This window comes from Pseudomonas sp. GW-45 (genome assembly GCF_056896675.1).
In genome coordinates this window covers 84,754-101,245 of the sequence record NZ_JBXHBH010000002.1, presented here as the reverse complement: position 1 = coordinate 101,245, position 16,492 = coordinate 84,754, and the positions used below count along the sequence as shown (strand labels likewise).

At 46.4% G+C, this 16,492-nt stretch carries 10 protein-coding genes; all 10 read left to right on the top strand.

Annotation, left to right across the window (positions count from 1 at the left end; translation table 11 throughout):
* The first annotated feature begins 7 nt into the window (after positions 1–7).
* The 10 genes from AC1XYH_RS19530 (at position 8) to AC1XYH_RS19485 (ending at position 16,489) form a co-directional block, all read left to right on the top strand.
* Positions 8–1,384, top strand: a complete 1,377-nt coding sequence (locus tag AC1XYH_RS19530; RefSeq protein ID WP_483326436.1) for a hypothetical protein — start codon at positions 8–10, stop codon at positions 1,382–1,384.
* Between the two features lie 54 nt (positions 1,385–1,438).
* Complete coding sequence (locus AC1XYH_RS19525) at positions 1,439–7,417, top strand: N-6 DNA methylase (RefSeq protein WP_483326618.1); 5,979 nt, start codon at positions 1,439–1,441, stop codon at positions 7,415–7,417.
* Positions 7,418–7,638: 221 nt separating this feature from the next.
* On the top strand, positions 7,639–8,070 hold the full coding sequence (locus tag AC1XYH_RS19520; protein ID WP_483326617.1) for a DotD/TraH family lipoprotein: 432 nt from the start codon (positions 7,639–7,641) through the stop codon (positions 8,068–8,070).
* 198 nt (positions 8,071–8,268) lie between these two features.
* Positions 8,269–9,201, top strand: a complete 933-nt coding sequence (locus AC1XYH_RS19515) for a hypothetical protein (RefSeq protein ID WP_483326616.1) — start codon at positions 8,269–8,271, stop codon at positions 9,199–9,201.
* Positions 9,201–11,012 carry a hypothetical protein gene (locus tag AC1XYH_RS19510; protein WP_483326615.1) on the top strand — a complete coding sequence of 604 codons (1,812 nt, stop codon included), beginning with the start codon at positions 9,201–9,203 and terminating at the stop codon, positions 11,010–11,012. Before AC1XYH_RS19515 ends, AC1XYH_RS19510 begins: the two co-directional genes overlap by 1 nt.
* 2 nt (positions 11,013–11,014) lie before the next feature.
* Positions 11,015–12,070, top strand: coding sequence for a type II secretion system protein (locus tag AC1XYH_RS19505; RefSeq protein WP_483326614.1), 1,056 nt, complete (start codon positions 11,015–11,017; stop codon positions 12,068–12,070).
* A 24-nt stretch (positions 12,071–12,094) separates the two neighbouring features.
* On the top strand, positions 12,095–12,694 hold the full coding sequence (locus AC1XYH_RS19500) for a prepilin-type N-terminal cleavage/methylation domain-containing protein (RefSeq protein ID WP_483326613.1): 600 nt from the start codon (positions 12,095–12,097) through the stop codon (positions 12,692–12,694).
* Positions 12,695–12,705: 11 nt separating this feature from the next.
* Positions 12,706–13,503 carry a hypothetical protein gene (locus AC1XYH_RS19495; RefSeq protein WP_483326612.1) on the top strand — a complete coding sequence of 266 codons (798 nt, stop codon included), beginning with the start codon at positions 12,706–12,708 and terminating at the stop codon, positions 13,501–13,503.
* Between the two features lie 2 nt (positions 13,504–13,505).
* Positions 13,506–15,395, top strand: coding sequence for a GspE/PulE family protein (locus AC1XYH_RS19490; protein WP_483326611.1), 1,890 nt, complete (start codon positions 13,506–13,508; stop codon positions 15,393–15,395).
* The gene (locus tag AC1XYH_RS19485; protein WP_483326610.1) at positions 15,392–16,489 is read left to right on the top strand and encodes a type II secretion system F family protein; all 1,098 of its coding nucleotides are present in this window, start codon (positions 15,392–15,394) and stop codon (positions 16,487–16,489) included. Before AC1XYH_RS19490 ends, AC1XYH_RS19485 begins: the two co-directional genes overlap by 4 nt.
* Positions 16,490–16,492: the final 3 nt, after the last annotated feature.

The window sequence follows — 16,492 nt, the reverse complement described above, 5'->3', positions numbered from 1 at the left end:
ATTCACAGTGAATATTGAACAGCAGGTTGCGCAATCATTTCAAACGCAACGTAAAACACAGTCTCGGAAGCCGTATTACCTCGCTATTGAGGTGGCGCACTTCGCAACAGAGAAGGGCAACCCTGATTCGTTCCGTGTTATGGGCAGAGATATTCACACTGATGAGCAGGTGGCTGTTTATTCAAAGCTGTCGGCATCAGGGCAAGCGAAGCCAGAAGTAGGCTCTATTTTTCGAGCTGACAAGGTTGAAGATTTGGGAGTTGCGAAGGATGTGAAGCGATTCAAAGCACCTTATTTTCACTCATACAACGAAGACTTCTTTATTGCCGCCACTATTCAGCCTCAGGCACCAAAACAGTCGTCTGAAAACAGTATGTGGAGCGCTTCTGTACGAGCATTGGACCATGAGGTGAACTGCAAGAGTGTATCGGCTGATCATTTTAACGCTGATGATTTACCCAACATCCTCTTGCCCTTGATGAAACCTTGGGCTTCAGAGAAGCAAAGCAGCATTACTCACGACCTCGCGGGGAAGGGCCTGTGGGATGCCCCGGTTAAAGGGCTAAATCCATTGGTTGCGATACGGATTGCGGGCACACCAGTTAATATCTTTGGTAAGCCCCCGGTCGAGGATGCTAATGGGAATATGCGCCATCCAACCGACAAAGAGATACTAGAGCACCTAAAGACCAGTATCGAAAGAAATAAAACCTTAGTCGCTCTGTTGTCTGAAGTCGGTAAATTCTCCAAGGACCAATTGGCAACGTTCTCTTTTGCCGCCATTCCCGGCTTCACTGTAAATGTCGGTATGGGTAGCCTTGGTGGCGAAACTCAAAAATACTTGAGTGCTCCGAAGATGTTTGGCCAAACAGAGGGCAACCGCCCAAACGAGATTACTGGGAAACCCAACGTCTTTTTTGGATGGAAGGAGGGCGCTTTCGCTCACCTGAAATTGTCTCGAACCAACCGCATGATTGTCGTGGATGTTGTACCAGGTAATGCAGGGAAGCTTCACAAAGCGATTCCACTTACCGTGCATGAGCTAGAAGCTCAGAAGCTTCAGAGCCCAACAAACGACACCTCGGCTCCAAACGAGCAGGCTAGCAGGGTTAAAGAACCCATCAACGACAAAGTACCTGACAGTAAGGTGAGCCCGCAGAATGATGTGGGTGACCAATACCCCGCGTCTGTTTCACCATCTGCAGGTGATGATCAATTCCCAGATTTTGACCCCGAAGATTATGAGCAATTTGCTGATGATATTGCGGCTATGGAACAAATGGGCTCAGGCACTTCTATGCCACCTCCCGATGACGACTTCGATGACATCCTGAACGTGGCTGAGGCACGTCTGCAAGCGCGTCGTTCACGTCCAACTATGTAATTACTTAAGAGCCCACCTGCTTTGGTGGGCTTTTAATTTGGAGGGGGGAGTGTTATGGAAAAGCCTTGGTTAGATTTAAAAATGTACGGGCTTCATCTTTTTATGGCCCGCGATACGACTGGCAAAACAAGCCATGTTCTTGTGGTCGCTGGCCCAGGAATTGAAAAGTACAAAGACAGGCTTTCAGCGCTTGGATTCAAGCACGACACACGATTTGTAAAGCAGTCCTATTGGACTAGGCCTATGTCTGGCATGACACATGGGCTGATTAAGCAACAGTTTGATCGGGCACCATTGATTATGATGCCGGTCGAAAAGATTATTCCGGCCATTGCTGTACGCCATAAGGCACCGGTCAAAACACAACAGAAGGGTTCAACCCCGGAGACTTCCAATGTCACTGAACTCACCACACCACGAGTCCTACCTGAACCTGCCCCTCGACGCGACAATGATGCCGGAAATGAAGGGAATGCCTTATTGGTCTCGGATGGTCCACGAGATAATGCTGAAGAGTCACCCTCAGTTGATGGCCCGCCTGAGCGAAAGCAACGAGCTGGAATCGTTTCTCAACCGACAGCAAACCCAGTTGCTCAAGGAGGCGGATCAGTTGGAGCGCCAGTGGCGCAAGATGAACCCTCTGACAGAGGACGCGGATCACATGCAACGAGTGAGCTGGAATCGACACGCGAAGATGTCGGCTCAAGAAATACTGATCAGCGAGATAGTGAAAAGTCTGGAACTGATGAGCCAAGAGGACCAGTAGAATTTGGAGGTGAGGCTCAAAATCTTACTTCGCTGAATTCAACAGAGCCAGAGCTTGATGAGTCATCTCAAGGCCATGCAGACGTAGCTTTATCGTCCGATATTGATGATTCGGTCAATATCAGCGTAGGAATTCAGGATGACTCAGAGGTTGCCGATCAAGCGTTTGTTGATGAAGACGAACTTTCAGTTCCAGCCATTGACCGCGTATGGCGCGGTATTACGCGCGAAGACATCGCTTTTAATGAAAACGATTATGGTGCCCGCGTAAGAACGTGGACAGCAATGGATGCTTTTTCTGTTTTGGATGGTGCTGAAACCAATGGTATTGCCAGTCTTACTCCCCGCGAGAAGAAGCAAATTGTTGCCTTCACTGGTTGGGGTGGCATTTATCAGGAGGTAAGAACTGACAATGCTAGGGATAGCAAGAACTTCTCAGGCAAGAGAGTGGCGGTTCACCTGGGAATGGATAGTGGGCGTTTTAATGAAGTCGTCGCAAAGAATCGCCTCGAAAGTTATTACACACCAAATGCCCTAACTCAGCAAGTGTGGCTTGCCGTAGAGCGTGCTGGCGTTCCGTCTAGTGGACGTTTCTTTGAACCTGGATGTGGTGCCGGCCATTTCTTTGCGAACGCTCCTGAGAGTGTTCAGCAGCATGGCACGCTGGTTGGGGTTGAGTGTGACCCTATTGCATTACGCTTTGCCCGTGTAATTGCCCCAGACGCTATTTACGTAGAATCAAGGCTTGAAAGTGCGGTTCTTGACAACAATTTTGACGCGGTTATTGGCAACGTGCCCTTTGGAGAAAGTAAGGTCTTTGATCGGCGCTACCCTAAGGCCACTCACGTACATGACTATTTCATTGTTCGGAGTCTAGACCACCTTAAGGCCGGTGGCGTTATGGCGGTACTTACATCCAGTGGCAGCATGGATAAAGCATCTTCAGCCATCCGAGAGCAGATGATGGATAGAGCTGATTTGGTAGCTGCCTTTCGTCTCCCAATTCAAGTATTCGGCAATCAAAATGCTTCCGTTACTACCGATCTACTGATTCTGCAGAAACGGCCACCAGGCACGCGGCCTTCATACGATTTCACTAGAACGGTATCGCAGCAGTTTGCTACGGGTGGCGAGCCTGTAGAACTTAACTTCAACCAGTATTTCCACGAAAATCCAGATCACATCATTGGCAAGCAAGCTGCCGTGATGGGTGCCTTTGGTTATGGTTTGCAGACCACTACAGGGAATGGCATTGGCACAGAAGCAGATGTTTACCACAAGCTATCTGAGCTTATCGTTGAAAATGTTCCTGAAGGCTTGGTAAACAAATCTTCGTGGGTTAAAGCCGAAGGCACCAATGTAGTCGCCAACAAAAGGATTTCGCCAGATTTAAGTGAAATAAGTACTGGTTTCATCAGCGAATATGCCGGGTTTATTGGTGACTACGCGATCAATGACGGCAAGGTAATCAGTATTTTAGATATCGTAGATACCTTTGACGACGAAGGCATTCACAACGGTAAACGGTATCTCATTGGTGACCCTGGTTACAGAGGTGACAAGCAGGAGCTGATCAAGGCATATATAGGCCTTAGGGATGCCGCTAGACAGCTTGTCACAGCACAGATGAGCGATGATGACGATTTGCTTGCCAGTGCCCAAGGTACAGCTTCCATGCTGTATAGCGAGTTCGTTGAGGCCTATGGCCCTGTCAATGGCAGTGCCGGCATGTTGTTCGGTGACGATGCTGGCTCTTCAGAGGTGCTGGCTTTAGAGATATGGGATGAAGACCAAGAGTCTGTTGTTGCCCTGTCCGATATTTTCACAAAGCGGATCATGCGCAATACCACTCAAGCCGTTATTGAAACTGCTGAAGACGCATATTTCGTGTCGTTTGACCGAACAGGTAAAGTCGATCTTGAATTGATGTCTTCGCTTTCAGGAATTGATGAAAGTGAGATTGTCCAATCGCTTAACGGAACCCTCATTTTCCAAGACCACCAAACGGGTTTGTGGGTAAGTGCGGACGAGTACCTTTCAGGAAACGTTGTTGCCAAACTTAAAGAGGTTGAAACCTCCCTTGCACATAGCGACAAATTTAAAATCAACTATGACGCTTTGCTCGATGCCCAGCCTCGGCTTGTACCTTTCAGCGATATCGCAATCAACCTTGGGGTGAACTGGATACCTGATTCAGACATCAGGGATTTCGTTTCATCGCTGGTTGGTGAAAAGCTAACAGAAGCTGATTTCAAAGCCAGATATAACGCAACATCCGGCATGTGGACCATAGATGTATCGGCAGGCTTTAAGCGTGAATTTGATGCCCAGCGTACAACCATATATGGCACAAGTAATGCGTCATTTGAAATTCTCCTAGAGAAGCTAATGAATGGGCAAAGGCCTACTCATACCTACAAAGATGTGACAGGTAAGACCCAAGTTGATGGCACGGCCACCCAGGAGTCGCGAGGGAAGCAGGACGAGATTAATAATGGCTTTTACAGCTGGGTGTGTGCTGACCCTGAGCGTGCAGAGCGCTTTGCGGAGATTTACAACGCTACCTGTAACGTGGTTCGTTTACCGAACCCAGACGGTAGCCGCATAACATTCCCCGGTCTCTCCGAGACGTGGAAGCCAATGCCCCATCAGTACAACATGGTTGCTCGTGCCATGATGGGCCACAACACTATGGCAGCACACCCAGTGGGAGCGGGTAAGACATTCGAGATGGTTGCCATTGCAATCAAGCTGAAGCAAATAGGGATGCACTCAAAGCCTGTCATTGCCGTGCCTAATCACATGCTTGGTCAGATTACTCGTGAAGCCAAACAGATGTATCCAGGCGCACGAATCCTCATGGTCACTAACGACGACTTAAGTGGCAACAACCGTAAGCGCTTCCTTGCTATCGCTCGTAATAATGATTGGGACATGGTGGTTTGCACGCATAGCCTCCTTAATCAGATTAGCGCGCCGCTTGATGTCCAGCTCAACAACCTAGAGCAGCAGATTGATGTATGTAACGCAAAAATATCTGAGACTGACTCAAGGAGGGCAGAGCGCTCCCTACAAGCACGCTTAAACACGCTCGTAAGTCAGCGATTAGCATTGATCGAAGCTCATGAAGCCGACACTGAACGCGCGCGTATCATCAGCATTGTGGATCTGGGCATTGATTGCATGCTTGTGGATGAAGCTCACCTGTACAAGAACCTTGCACTTAATAGCAGCTTGAACGTTCTAGGTATCACCACAGGTGGATCTAAACGTGCTGAAAATATGAGCAATCTGGTTGATTACCTACGTGACTTGCATGGCAAATCATTTGGGGCATTCTTTTTCACTGGCACCCCTATCTCAAATTCGATGTGTGAGATGTACGTTCATAACCGAATTTTGCGGCCAGAAATTATGGAGCATATCGGGATTGGTCATTTTGATGAGTGGGCTAAACGATTTGGCAGGGTAGTCAGTAACCTCGAAGCGCTCCCAGAAGGTAACGGTTTCAGAGTCAATGAGCGCTTTGCTCAGTTCGTGAATTTGCCTGAAATGATTAAGCTGTTTAGGACATTTGCTGATGTGAAGTCTAAGACTGAGCTGAAGCTACCTACGCCGCTTGTAAACACCAAAATCATAGCGCTTGAACCTACCGTTTGGCAGCAAGCATTTATGGGTCACCTCACCCGGCGCGCTGTCGCTATCCGCAATGGGTCAGTGAAGCCAGACGAAGATAACATGCTGTCAATTGCTACTGGTGGCCGTAAAGCTGCTTTGGATATGCGGTTACTGAATCCAAAGCTGCCAGATGACTCATCAAGGAAGATGACTGCTGTAGCCAAGAATGTTTATGAGGTTTACGAGCGGCATTCAGACATTAAAGGCACTCAGCTTGTCTTTGCTGATTTGGGTACACCTAACAAGAATAAAGAGTTTTCTGTATACCAGCGGCTTAAAGATGAGCTGATGGCTTTGGGTATGCCGGCTAAAGAAGTTGTGTTTATTCACGACGCTAAGACCAACGATGCAAAGGAGGTTCTCTTTGCGAAGGTGCGAAGCGGTGAGGTGCGCGTTCTTATTGGTTCAACAGAGAAGATGGGGGTAGGCACTAACGTTCAAGATCGACTGTGTGCTCTACACAACGTTGACTGTCCGTGGCGACCATCCGATATCGAGCAGCGAATCGGACGTATTGCGAGACGCGGTAATCTCTTCTTTGATGAGGTTGATGAGTACCGATATACCACCGTAGGTAGTTTCGACATATTTTCGTGGGAGACGAATAAGAGGAAGCAAGACTTCATTACTCAGGCTCTTATGGACCCAGACAACTGTAGCCGCGAAGCCAGTGAAGAGATGGATATGGGTCATGCTGAGGTATTGGCTGTGACCACCGGTGAGCCCAAGGTGCGCGACAAGGTTATGACTGACGATAAGGTTGCAAAGCTGCTGAGGGCTAAAAGGAATTGGGAGGGAGACAAAGTAAATCGTTATTCGGCAGCTAACCGGTACAACAGGGAGCTGGCATTTATTGATACTCGGCTAAGCATTGAAGCAAAGGTACTGGCTGCTCTCCCAGATTCAAAATACCGCGTAGCGACTGTACGAGGCTCAGTCATGGGCGTGCAGGATGCTGATACATCTTGGCTATACGCTAAGGAGGTTGGCGAGGCCATCCAGTCTCGGGCACCAGTTCTAGAAGCCAAGTTAATGAGGTCTAACGAAAGCAGAGTCCCACTCAATATCAGCGTTGGTGAAATACAGCTGAGTATTCACATGAATAACCTCAAGGAGGTGACTATTCGCGGGATGATTGGCGATCAGGAGCTTCCTACGAACATAACGAATATTTCCAAGAATTCAGTCGTGCTAGGCCGTGGGGCACGTGACTGGTTTGCAGCTGATGAACGGATTGAAAAGCTCAAAGTTGATCAAGCCAGGTTACACCGCTCATTGGAGATTCTGGGGGCAGTTGATTTCGATGAGGTCTGGGAGCATGAGCAGGAGCTTGAAGACGCATTGATGGCTAAGGATGAGCTGGATAAATGGTTCTCAGAGCAAAACTTTAACAAGGTTGATAACGGTCCCGACCCGTACCTGACCATGCTTGAGGACTACCTTACTGATCTGATCACAGAGGATGAAGACAGCTTATTACAGGCTCATGATGGAAAGCTTATTGAAAAAGACCTTTTTACCGATGATTTGGCTAATAGCACTGAACAACAGGTGATATCGGATGTAGAGCACCGAATGAAGGTCGGTTAGCTAACATAAATTACCCTAAGTATATGAACCGCCTTGATTATTCAGGCGGTTTTTTTGTTTCTGTATGGTGTTTTTTTCAGCATCGCTCGTGTTGACTTCAGCAGTAATTCGGTAGAGTATTACAATACTGAATATTAGTGAGGTTCAAAGTGACACGATTCTTAATAGTTTGTGCTCTGGCAATGTTGGCCGGGTGCGCAGCTTCTCCCAAGCAGCCGTTGATGACGCATGGCGATCCAGCTGTCGATGCACTCAATGAATCCGCACTACGAATTGCCCGTGCTGCTGAGCAAGCGGCGTTAGCTGAGAGCGTTAAGAATTCCCCCTCACGTGTAACCCAAGAATACGGAATCGACCTTTCAACGGTGCCAAGTGAGCTTAGAGCGCCGCTGTTGCTGGAAGGCGGATTTCATGGGGAGCTTGAGGTTTTTTTGAAATCCTTAACCTCCGCTATTGGTTGGGCTGATCCAGTCGTCTACGGCAGCAAGCCTCCGGTTCCAATGATGGTTGTTCTGACTGAGCAGCGTAGGCCTCCTATCTATTGGCTAGCCGATGCGGGCTATCAGGCCTCAGATAGCGCGGAGGTCATCGTCAATATCGACATGAAAGCGGTTGTTCTCACATACAAGCTGCCAGGGGATTCAAGGAAATGAGTGCAACTGTTTTTCGTCGCCAACTACGGATGCAAATAAAGGATGGGGAGGCGTCCATTGACTCTCTTCTCGTTAAGCACATTGAGGCACTTGAAGAGCAGAGCCCTCATGTAATGCAGGAGTGGATGCGTCATGCCCTGCGAAACCAATTTAGTCGCGATCAAGCGATTCTGAACAAAAGGTCTGGGGGTGGGGTTGATGAAGCATAGATTTGTGGTGGCAGCGGGGATGGCCTGTATAGCCTGTGCATCATTCGCGGAAGCTGGCTTTGCACTTCATGGAAGCGGCGTTACTTCTGATGAGCAGGGCTTGATGGGTGCTCGCACTCATGCTTCACCACAAGGCTTCGGTGCGTTTCGCCAATCACCAGCAGACATGAGCGCACGTCAACGCCGGTTAGCTGATGCAGAGCTTTTAGTTGATCTGGCATACATGCCTGTCACGCAGCGTGGATCTGGTACACCAAGTGTTGTTGAAGGTTTTGCGGATGAGGTGCCTTTCCCTACCGGTATGTCAATGATCGTTCCTCATGGTTGGCAGATATACCGAGACCCGGATCTGAAAAGCAACAAAATCCCAGACGATATTTCCTACCTTGGGGGTGAAGCTTGGCCAGATGTTTTGGCCCAGCTGGGTGATCGTTACGCTTTGCAATTCCACATCGACTGGTATGACCGCGTAGTAATGATGAAGCCTGGTCGCGCTGGGTTGTTGGCTCAAGTAGAGCGTGTACGAATTATCGAAGAGCCAAAGCCGGCAGTTGTTGAGAAGCCTCAGGTAGAAGAGACCAATTCAGAATTAGCCGCAGCCAATACTGAAAAAATGGAAGCGGGCGTGAAGGTCATCGCACAGCCTGAAATCCCAGCAGCTGAGCCAATCAAAGTAGTGCCAGTTCATACCATGCTTGTCCTCAAAGGCACGCTCTTTGAAAACGTAGTGCGCCTATCCGAGCTTAATGGCTGGAATGCCCCTAAGTGGGACATTGAAGGTGATTACCGCATTCAAGCTGACTACACCATCAAAGCAGAAACCTTCCAGGAGGCGATGGCTAAGTTACTTCTGCTTCATCCAATTGAGGCTGACGTAAACCTGAGTCAGCGCAAAATCTATGTTCTGAAGGAGATTCGTTGATGCGTTTTTCAATGCTTGCGCTGAGCTTAGGCTTAACAATAGGTGTGGTCGGCTGTACGACTCCGAATGGCCAATATACGACCACAACCAAAAGACACAGCCAAGAGGTTGCGGATTGGCAGAAGCAAATGGAAGCGCCAAGAGAGTCCCGTGTTCGGATTACTGATACGCCTAATGTTGGTGAGCGTATCGAGCTTGAGCGTCACCGGTGGTTGCGTGACAAGAAAGTAACTCTAAATCCATCACGCGGACAAACAGGCATCACTGCCCACACAATTGCTCAAATGCTTCGTGAGCAGGGCATTGCTGTTATGTCCACGTTGGCTCTTGAAGGCTACCGGTACAACGGTTTCGGTGTAAATGGCATTGATGGCGTATCCGCTATGCGGATGCTGTTCGGCCCTATGGGGCTGGACTATGAAGTAAGTGATGAAGGCAATTATGTCGTCATCATGCCAAACCGGGCCAGAACGTTCTATGTGAAGCTGGGAGAGCGTGTAACGGAGTATTCATCAGGTTCGATGACCGGGAATATCGGTACTGAAGGTGGTGGTTCAAGCGGCGGATCGTCGGGCACTGGTAGCGAATCTACTTCACTGGGCGTTTCAACTGGGCTTGATACCGGGACTGGTAAGGTCACCATAGAAGGTGATTTCTGGAAAAACATTAATGAAGAGCTGCAAGCTCTAATGACGCAATGTATTCCAAATTCTGTTGCGCCTTCTTCTATTCCTACGATGGCAAATCTACCCGGCCTTGCTGGAATAACAGGCATGCCAGCTGCAGGCGCTGGACCATCAGGGGGAGCGTTTGGAGCACAGCTAGGGGCGATGGCTAACATTCAACAGCCGGATTCTGGTTCTGCTAGTCAGTATTGCTCGCCCCAGCAAATTGGTCAGGCAACAGTAAACCCATCAACAGGCGCCATCACAATTCAAGCACCTCATTGGGTGGCTGAATCGGTTGCCAAATACATAGACAACATTAAAAACGACAACGGCGTAACTCTCATTTATGAAGGGATGCTGATTGCGGTAACTACCTCAAAGGACCGCCAAGAAGGTGTGGACATGGCTGGGTTCGCCTCATTTGCAAGCGGCGAGCTTGGGTTGGCGGTCACTAACAATGCACTGGGTGGCGTAACCGTATCACCCTCAGGTGTAGCCGCTCCCGGAGGTGACGCTATTGCTGGCAGTCTGATCGGTATTCAAAAGCTAACAGGAAACCCAGCGCAGGCATTTCTTGCCTACCTAGAAGCTAACGCTGAGTTCAGTGTTATGCAGCGCCCCCGAGTGGCAGTAACTAATGGTGTTCCTGGTGAGTTCGGTCAATACGACACTTTGTTTTACAACCAGATAAGCCAGGACACCGCTTCAGGTACTGGCGAAGGAAGTGTTGTAGGAACTCGGAATGAACTTGTTCCATTCAAAGTCGGCAATTTGCTGCGGATCGTTCCTTATTTTGACGCAACGACTGGCTACGTGCGGTCGCCAATAACATTTAGTCAATCTGTCCAAACAGGAATTTTTGAATCTGTCCAGTACATCACGGGATCAGATGGCGAAATACAAAGCATCCCTAGTGTCATTCCGCTAATTCGAGATTCCAATTACAGCGGAGAAGTACTAATGCGCGATGGCGATATGATGATCATTGGGGGACAAATTTCAGAATCATCAGACTCTTCAGGATCAGGTATTCCAGGTTACAACGCCAACAATAATCCATTTTCAGCATTCATGGGTCAAAAGAAGTTTTCTGACTCAAAGAGTACCTATTACTTAGCATTAACACTTCGGGTGAATAAATAAATATGAAGATGATGCAGCAGCGCCATAAAAGTGATGGTTTCACGCTTATTGAGCTAATAATAAGCGTGGTAATACTCGGCATATTGATTGCTGCTGTAGCGCCGCTAGTATCGTCAGCATTCATGTTTATGGAAGCAGCGAAGAAAGATGAAAATGAGATTACAAACCGAAATCTTGCAAACGCGATGATAGACTTTTCACGTACAAGAACTGGGGTTATGAAATCTCGTTTGCCAGACCCTGTGAACACTTCAGCACCAATTGTTGCAGGTTTGTTTAACGAGGCCTCAACGAATTCAGAATCAATAGCACTTGGTGTTTTATTAAAAAGCACGGGTGTTGGGCCTAACCAAATTAACTTTGATAATGCTGTTGTACAAAATGCAAGGGTATACCAGCGTGTTTCTGACTTGACGTTCAACATGCCTTTATTTGTTACTACAGGGCCGTCAATGCGTCTCACGTATGATTATGCAGTTGTATATAGTACGAGATGTGGCGCAGCGACAGCATGCTATACGTCAGCAAGCTCAAGTAACCCACCAGGTGACAGCCCGGTTTTAACTTCAGGAAACTATTCTAGTTGGAAAACAGTAGGATCAGATTATGGCGCAGTAGCGTTTAGTAGTCTTTCAGAGCAGAAGAATTTGCTAAAGATTACAGCGGGCCGTTTAAATATGTTGACTGAAAGATTTAATGTCGATTTTCATAACAAGGTTAGGCTTTCGTCAGCTGATTCAACTACGAACTTTTTTCCAACGAACAATGGTGGGTTAGATCTAGGTAATACAAATCCAGTCGCAAATATGGGTTGTCGTGATGGGTGGTATACATTGTCTGCGGCAAATGTCGATGTTTTAACGCAGCTTGGTTTGGACAAATCAGAATATGGAGTAACACCGTGGGGCGGAATTATTAGTTACTGTAGGGATTATGACCCAGCAGGAACGGGTACACATAATTCACCGCCTCATTATGGAGCTTTAAGAATTAACAAAGGTACTACCTCTTTAGGCGTGCCAACAGTAATAAGCGATGCAGCAATACTAACTTTTTAACTAGTAAACAAACGGAGCAATACAATGAATGTAAACCTGATGTCCAAGCGCGCCCCGAAGAAGAATCAAAAGGGTTTCACGCTTATTGAATTGATTGTTGTTGTTGTAATCCTTGGTATCTTGTTTTTCCTTACTGTCTCTGCACTAGGCGGCGGTACTAACTCAGCTAACGCAGCAGCAGTGCGGTCTATGAGCAATGAGCTGGGTCGAGCTGTAGGCTTTTTAAACGTCAACTTAGGTACAGGGATTAATACGTCTGCATCAAACCCCATCTCAGCGTCAGGTGACGACATGATGGATGTACTTGTAAAGGGTAATGAATCTGTTGCAGCAGCATATAAGGATCGTTTTGACCAGCTTAATATGCGTCCATTGCAAGGTAAGATTGTTGTTAATGGTGCCAACTTTACAATGATGAACTATGACGTAGGGTTCACTATGACCTCCTGCCCAACTAACCGTGTATGTGTCGAATTTGGTCGCGTTCCAAATGAAGTGTTCCGCGAGGTCGCTTCTAAAGAAGGTGTGGCTTACACGGATACGGCTAATACTACCGGTGAGACATTGCGTTGGACTGCGCCTACTGGTGGTCTACGCACTATCACAATGCTAATTTACCCATAAGGTAAGCAAAAATGGCCATATTGATATCTGTCGTGCTAAGTGTCTTCTACATGGTAGCAATTGATATGGCCACTGCTCCAACATTTGAAAAATATGGTCAATCACGTAGCGAGTTGATTGCAGGTGATATCGCAGAATTACAGTTTGCAATTCATGACCAACGCTTAGCAGCAGCCTCGTTAAGTTATAATGATGTACAAACAGCTAGAGCAGAACCAGGTTATGAATACCTAAATGTAAATAATAGATCAAAGCTTATCAATAGCGATGCTACAGGCTCATATTTAACTCTAAATGGATGGCGTTTTTGGCGAACCGGTCTATGGTACGAAAACCCTAAACTGCCTCTAGGTAACACAGATTATGTATTAGGTGTAAATAATACGTGTGGAAGTGGAGATTTTCAGACAGGTTTGTTGTGGTGCGGTTCGGTTAATAGTTTGTGGGCCAAGCTTGAGACCCTTGATGATTATGAATTAATTATGCAAGGAGAAAGTGCTCGACTGAAGCGTACAATAACAAAGTTGTTTAGGCGATATAGTAGCGATTCCGTATTTACTGATATTGTTGATGGCACAACAGTATCCTTGCCTTTAGCAGTTGGGTACACCGGTAACGCAGTCTCATGCCAAGGGGTATACATGTTAGATTCTGTAGTCCCTTTAACATGTGATGATTTGTTTAATTATTGGGGCCAAGGGATATTATTAAGTAAGCGTAGTAAAAACTCTATAGCCTTAATCAATCGAACATCTTTATATAGATACAATCAGCCCGTTATATTGGCGGAAGAAGCTATTCTGGAGTAATCATGGCAGCGAATCTGAACGATACAGAAGTAGACCTGTTGATCAATAAATGGGGCTTTTCGGAAACAGCAAATGAACTCATTTATGAGCACGCTGCCAACGTTCTGGGATTAAAGGGTAAACGTGTAGGAGAGATTCTTGTCGGATTAGAAATATCAAGTTCGACGATTGTGGATAACCTTTTGCTGTCGAAACCTAAAGATGTTCGATCACTTGAATATCTAAGGGGTTCTATTAAAGGTCTGAGCACACGCATTGATGAAATCCTATGTGTTCAGATCGGATTACCGTACATATCGAGAACAATGCAAAGTATAGTTGTTCATCCTTTTGCTAAGGGTGTTAAGAACAACCTAAGCCACGAAATGAATCTGTTAGATGTGATTCCTGTTTTATGTGGTGAAACAGTTGTTATGATGTTCGGTGATTTTGAAAAGATGATGCATTTTCGGACTATGGGCAAAAGTGAAAGATTACAAAACCCACTTTATACCAAGTTCGCCGAAGAGATTGGTAAAAGACCAGATCGAGTTGAGTTCCATACTGCCGTAGCTGAAAGCACAGTCTTCTCATCTTATCACCAGCAGATTAGTGATGGTGATGGTTCTCGGGTAGCTCAAGAACAAGCACTGCAGATAATTTCGCAGTCTGAAGGGGCTAAAGACCCAGTAATAGCTCAGATTGTAAGGATTTTAAATGAAGCTATCAGTCAAGATATCAATGATGTCTCTATAGTTCCTGACTACGAAAATGGAAAGGGAATTATACAATTTCGACGTTACCAGCGATTAGAAAACACTCAAATAAGTTTGACAACAGAAGAGCGAGAGTCTGTTGTCAGACTATTAATTGCACGTAGCCGAGCAAGTAAAACTGCTGGAACGTTACGTCAGCCAGCTGATGGGAATTTAAGCTTCGAGGGTAAATTCGGTCAGGCGTTCCTTAGATTGTCATTTATACCGCTAGAGGAATCTAGGTTTCCTGCAATTTCAGTTTCAATCCGTATCATGCCGAAAACTACCAAAAGTATTAGCTTGGCGTCACTTAATATTAGCGCGCTGGTTCAGAAAGAACTTAATTATGCCGCTCGCAGGAAATATGGCTTGTTCGTTGTTTGTGGTCCGACTGGTTCAGGCAAGTCAACCACTATTGGAGGCATGATTTGCAGTCACAATGATGAATATGGAAGTACGCTTAAGCGCGTCAGTGTAGAGCAGCCTGTTGAGCGTATCTTGCCAGGCGTTCACCACATTGACGTTTCTCAACATCATTATGTTGAGACAGGTGTTGATAAATTCGGGATGTCATTAAGGTCTATACTTCGGCACGATCCAGATTTGATATTTGTCGGTGAGGTACGAGATAAAGAGAGCTGTATGGTCTCGATTGATGCGGCTAACACTGGTCACCTTGTACTAACTACAACACATGCTAATGACCCCGTTCTTGGCTATAGACGCTTAGCTAGCTTTTTGGACAAAGAGCGCCGATTTGATTTGGTAAATGTTCTAGATGGAATATTAGCTCAGCGGTTGATTCCGACATTGTGCCCTGTTTGTAGCACCGAAAAAGAATTTACAGATGAAGACAGGTCAAAGTTTTTACCTTATGCAGCGAGCAGGGGGCTAGACATTAATTCTGTCAAAATGCCTAAAACGCATCGGGTTATTAATAAGGAAGGCTGCAAAAGCTGTTCGATGGGGTACAACGCAATGGTTCCTGTGCATGGTCTCATGACAATGAACCCTCAAGTGCGCGAGCTGTTGCTTAGTAACGATGAGTCTGACTGGATGAAGGCTCAAGGGGCTTCTGACTCTGATATAACACTGTTTAAAAGTGCCTTTGTCTTTTTTCTAGACGGAACAATTGAATTGGACTCAGTATTACTATGAATAAATCAGCTAGTAAGATAACAAAGGCCTCCGAACTTCGTGATGTCGCATTTATTCTGAGGAACCTTTTAAATGCCGGCTCCTTATCCGCATCTGAGGTTTTAAAGAACACTGGTGATTTACTACCAAAATACCGTACACGGTTACACCAGGGCGCCATCGCAATTAACACAAAAGGTGTTCAGTTTTCCGAGGCTGTAAGCTCTTTATTCGATGAATCAACGCTTTCAGTTGTTCGTGCAGGTGAAGAGTCTGGAACGCTCGGCAAAGTTTTTGAGCAAATCTGGATTGCAGCAAAAACCCAATGTGAGATTCAAAAGATTCTGAATAAACTAGTTTTGCCTGTTGTGCTTACATTTTTTGGAGTAATTGTTTCGTTGGTGTTTTTTATTGGGCTCATTCCTATGATATATGAAAGCCTTTCAAATGGGGCTCCTGCTAGTTATGAACCCAGTATGATGATACAGATGGCAATTGCTACCAATGCCTTCTTTATTTCAAATATTGAATCAGTATCTATAGTTTCACTAATTATATTAATTGGTTCGGCATTCATGATTACAAGACCATCTGTTCAGTCGTATATGGTAGATCTAGTCATAAGCTCTATCATTAAGGTGCGTTTCATTGGTTCTTCTTATGCCAATCTTAAATTTGGCGTTTTAGCACAATATATTCAGACCGTCTCTGCAGCTGGCCTCGACGCGAACCGCCGTATTGACCTCGTAATCGACATCCTTCCGCCCCCATTACGAGCAGGGATGTTAGCTTTCCGTAAAGATTTCCCAATTAAAGGAATTGCCTATGCTGCTAGGTCGGAGGGCAAACCTGAAAGTGATCCACGCCACTCAGATGTATTATGGCCACCGTATTTACGCCTTGCTTTCGCACAAGCTGATGATGGTGATTGGGAAACTCCTATGCGTGAGTTTGGAGCTGTCATGCTAGAAGATGGTAAAGAGATTATTCAACGCCGCATCGGAACTCTTCAAACACTTGCATTGGCAATAGTTGGCGTTTTGATTGTTGCGCCTCTTGGTCTTCTTTATACAACAATGGGCGAAATGCTCGCCTTGCGTATGTCAGGTCTTTAATTG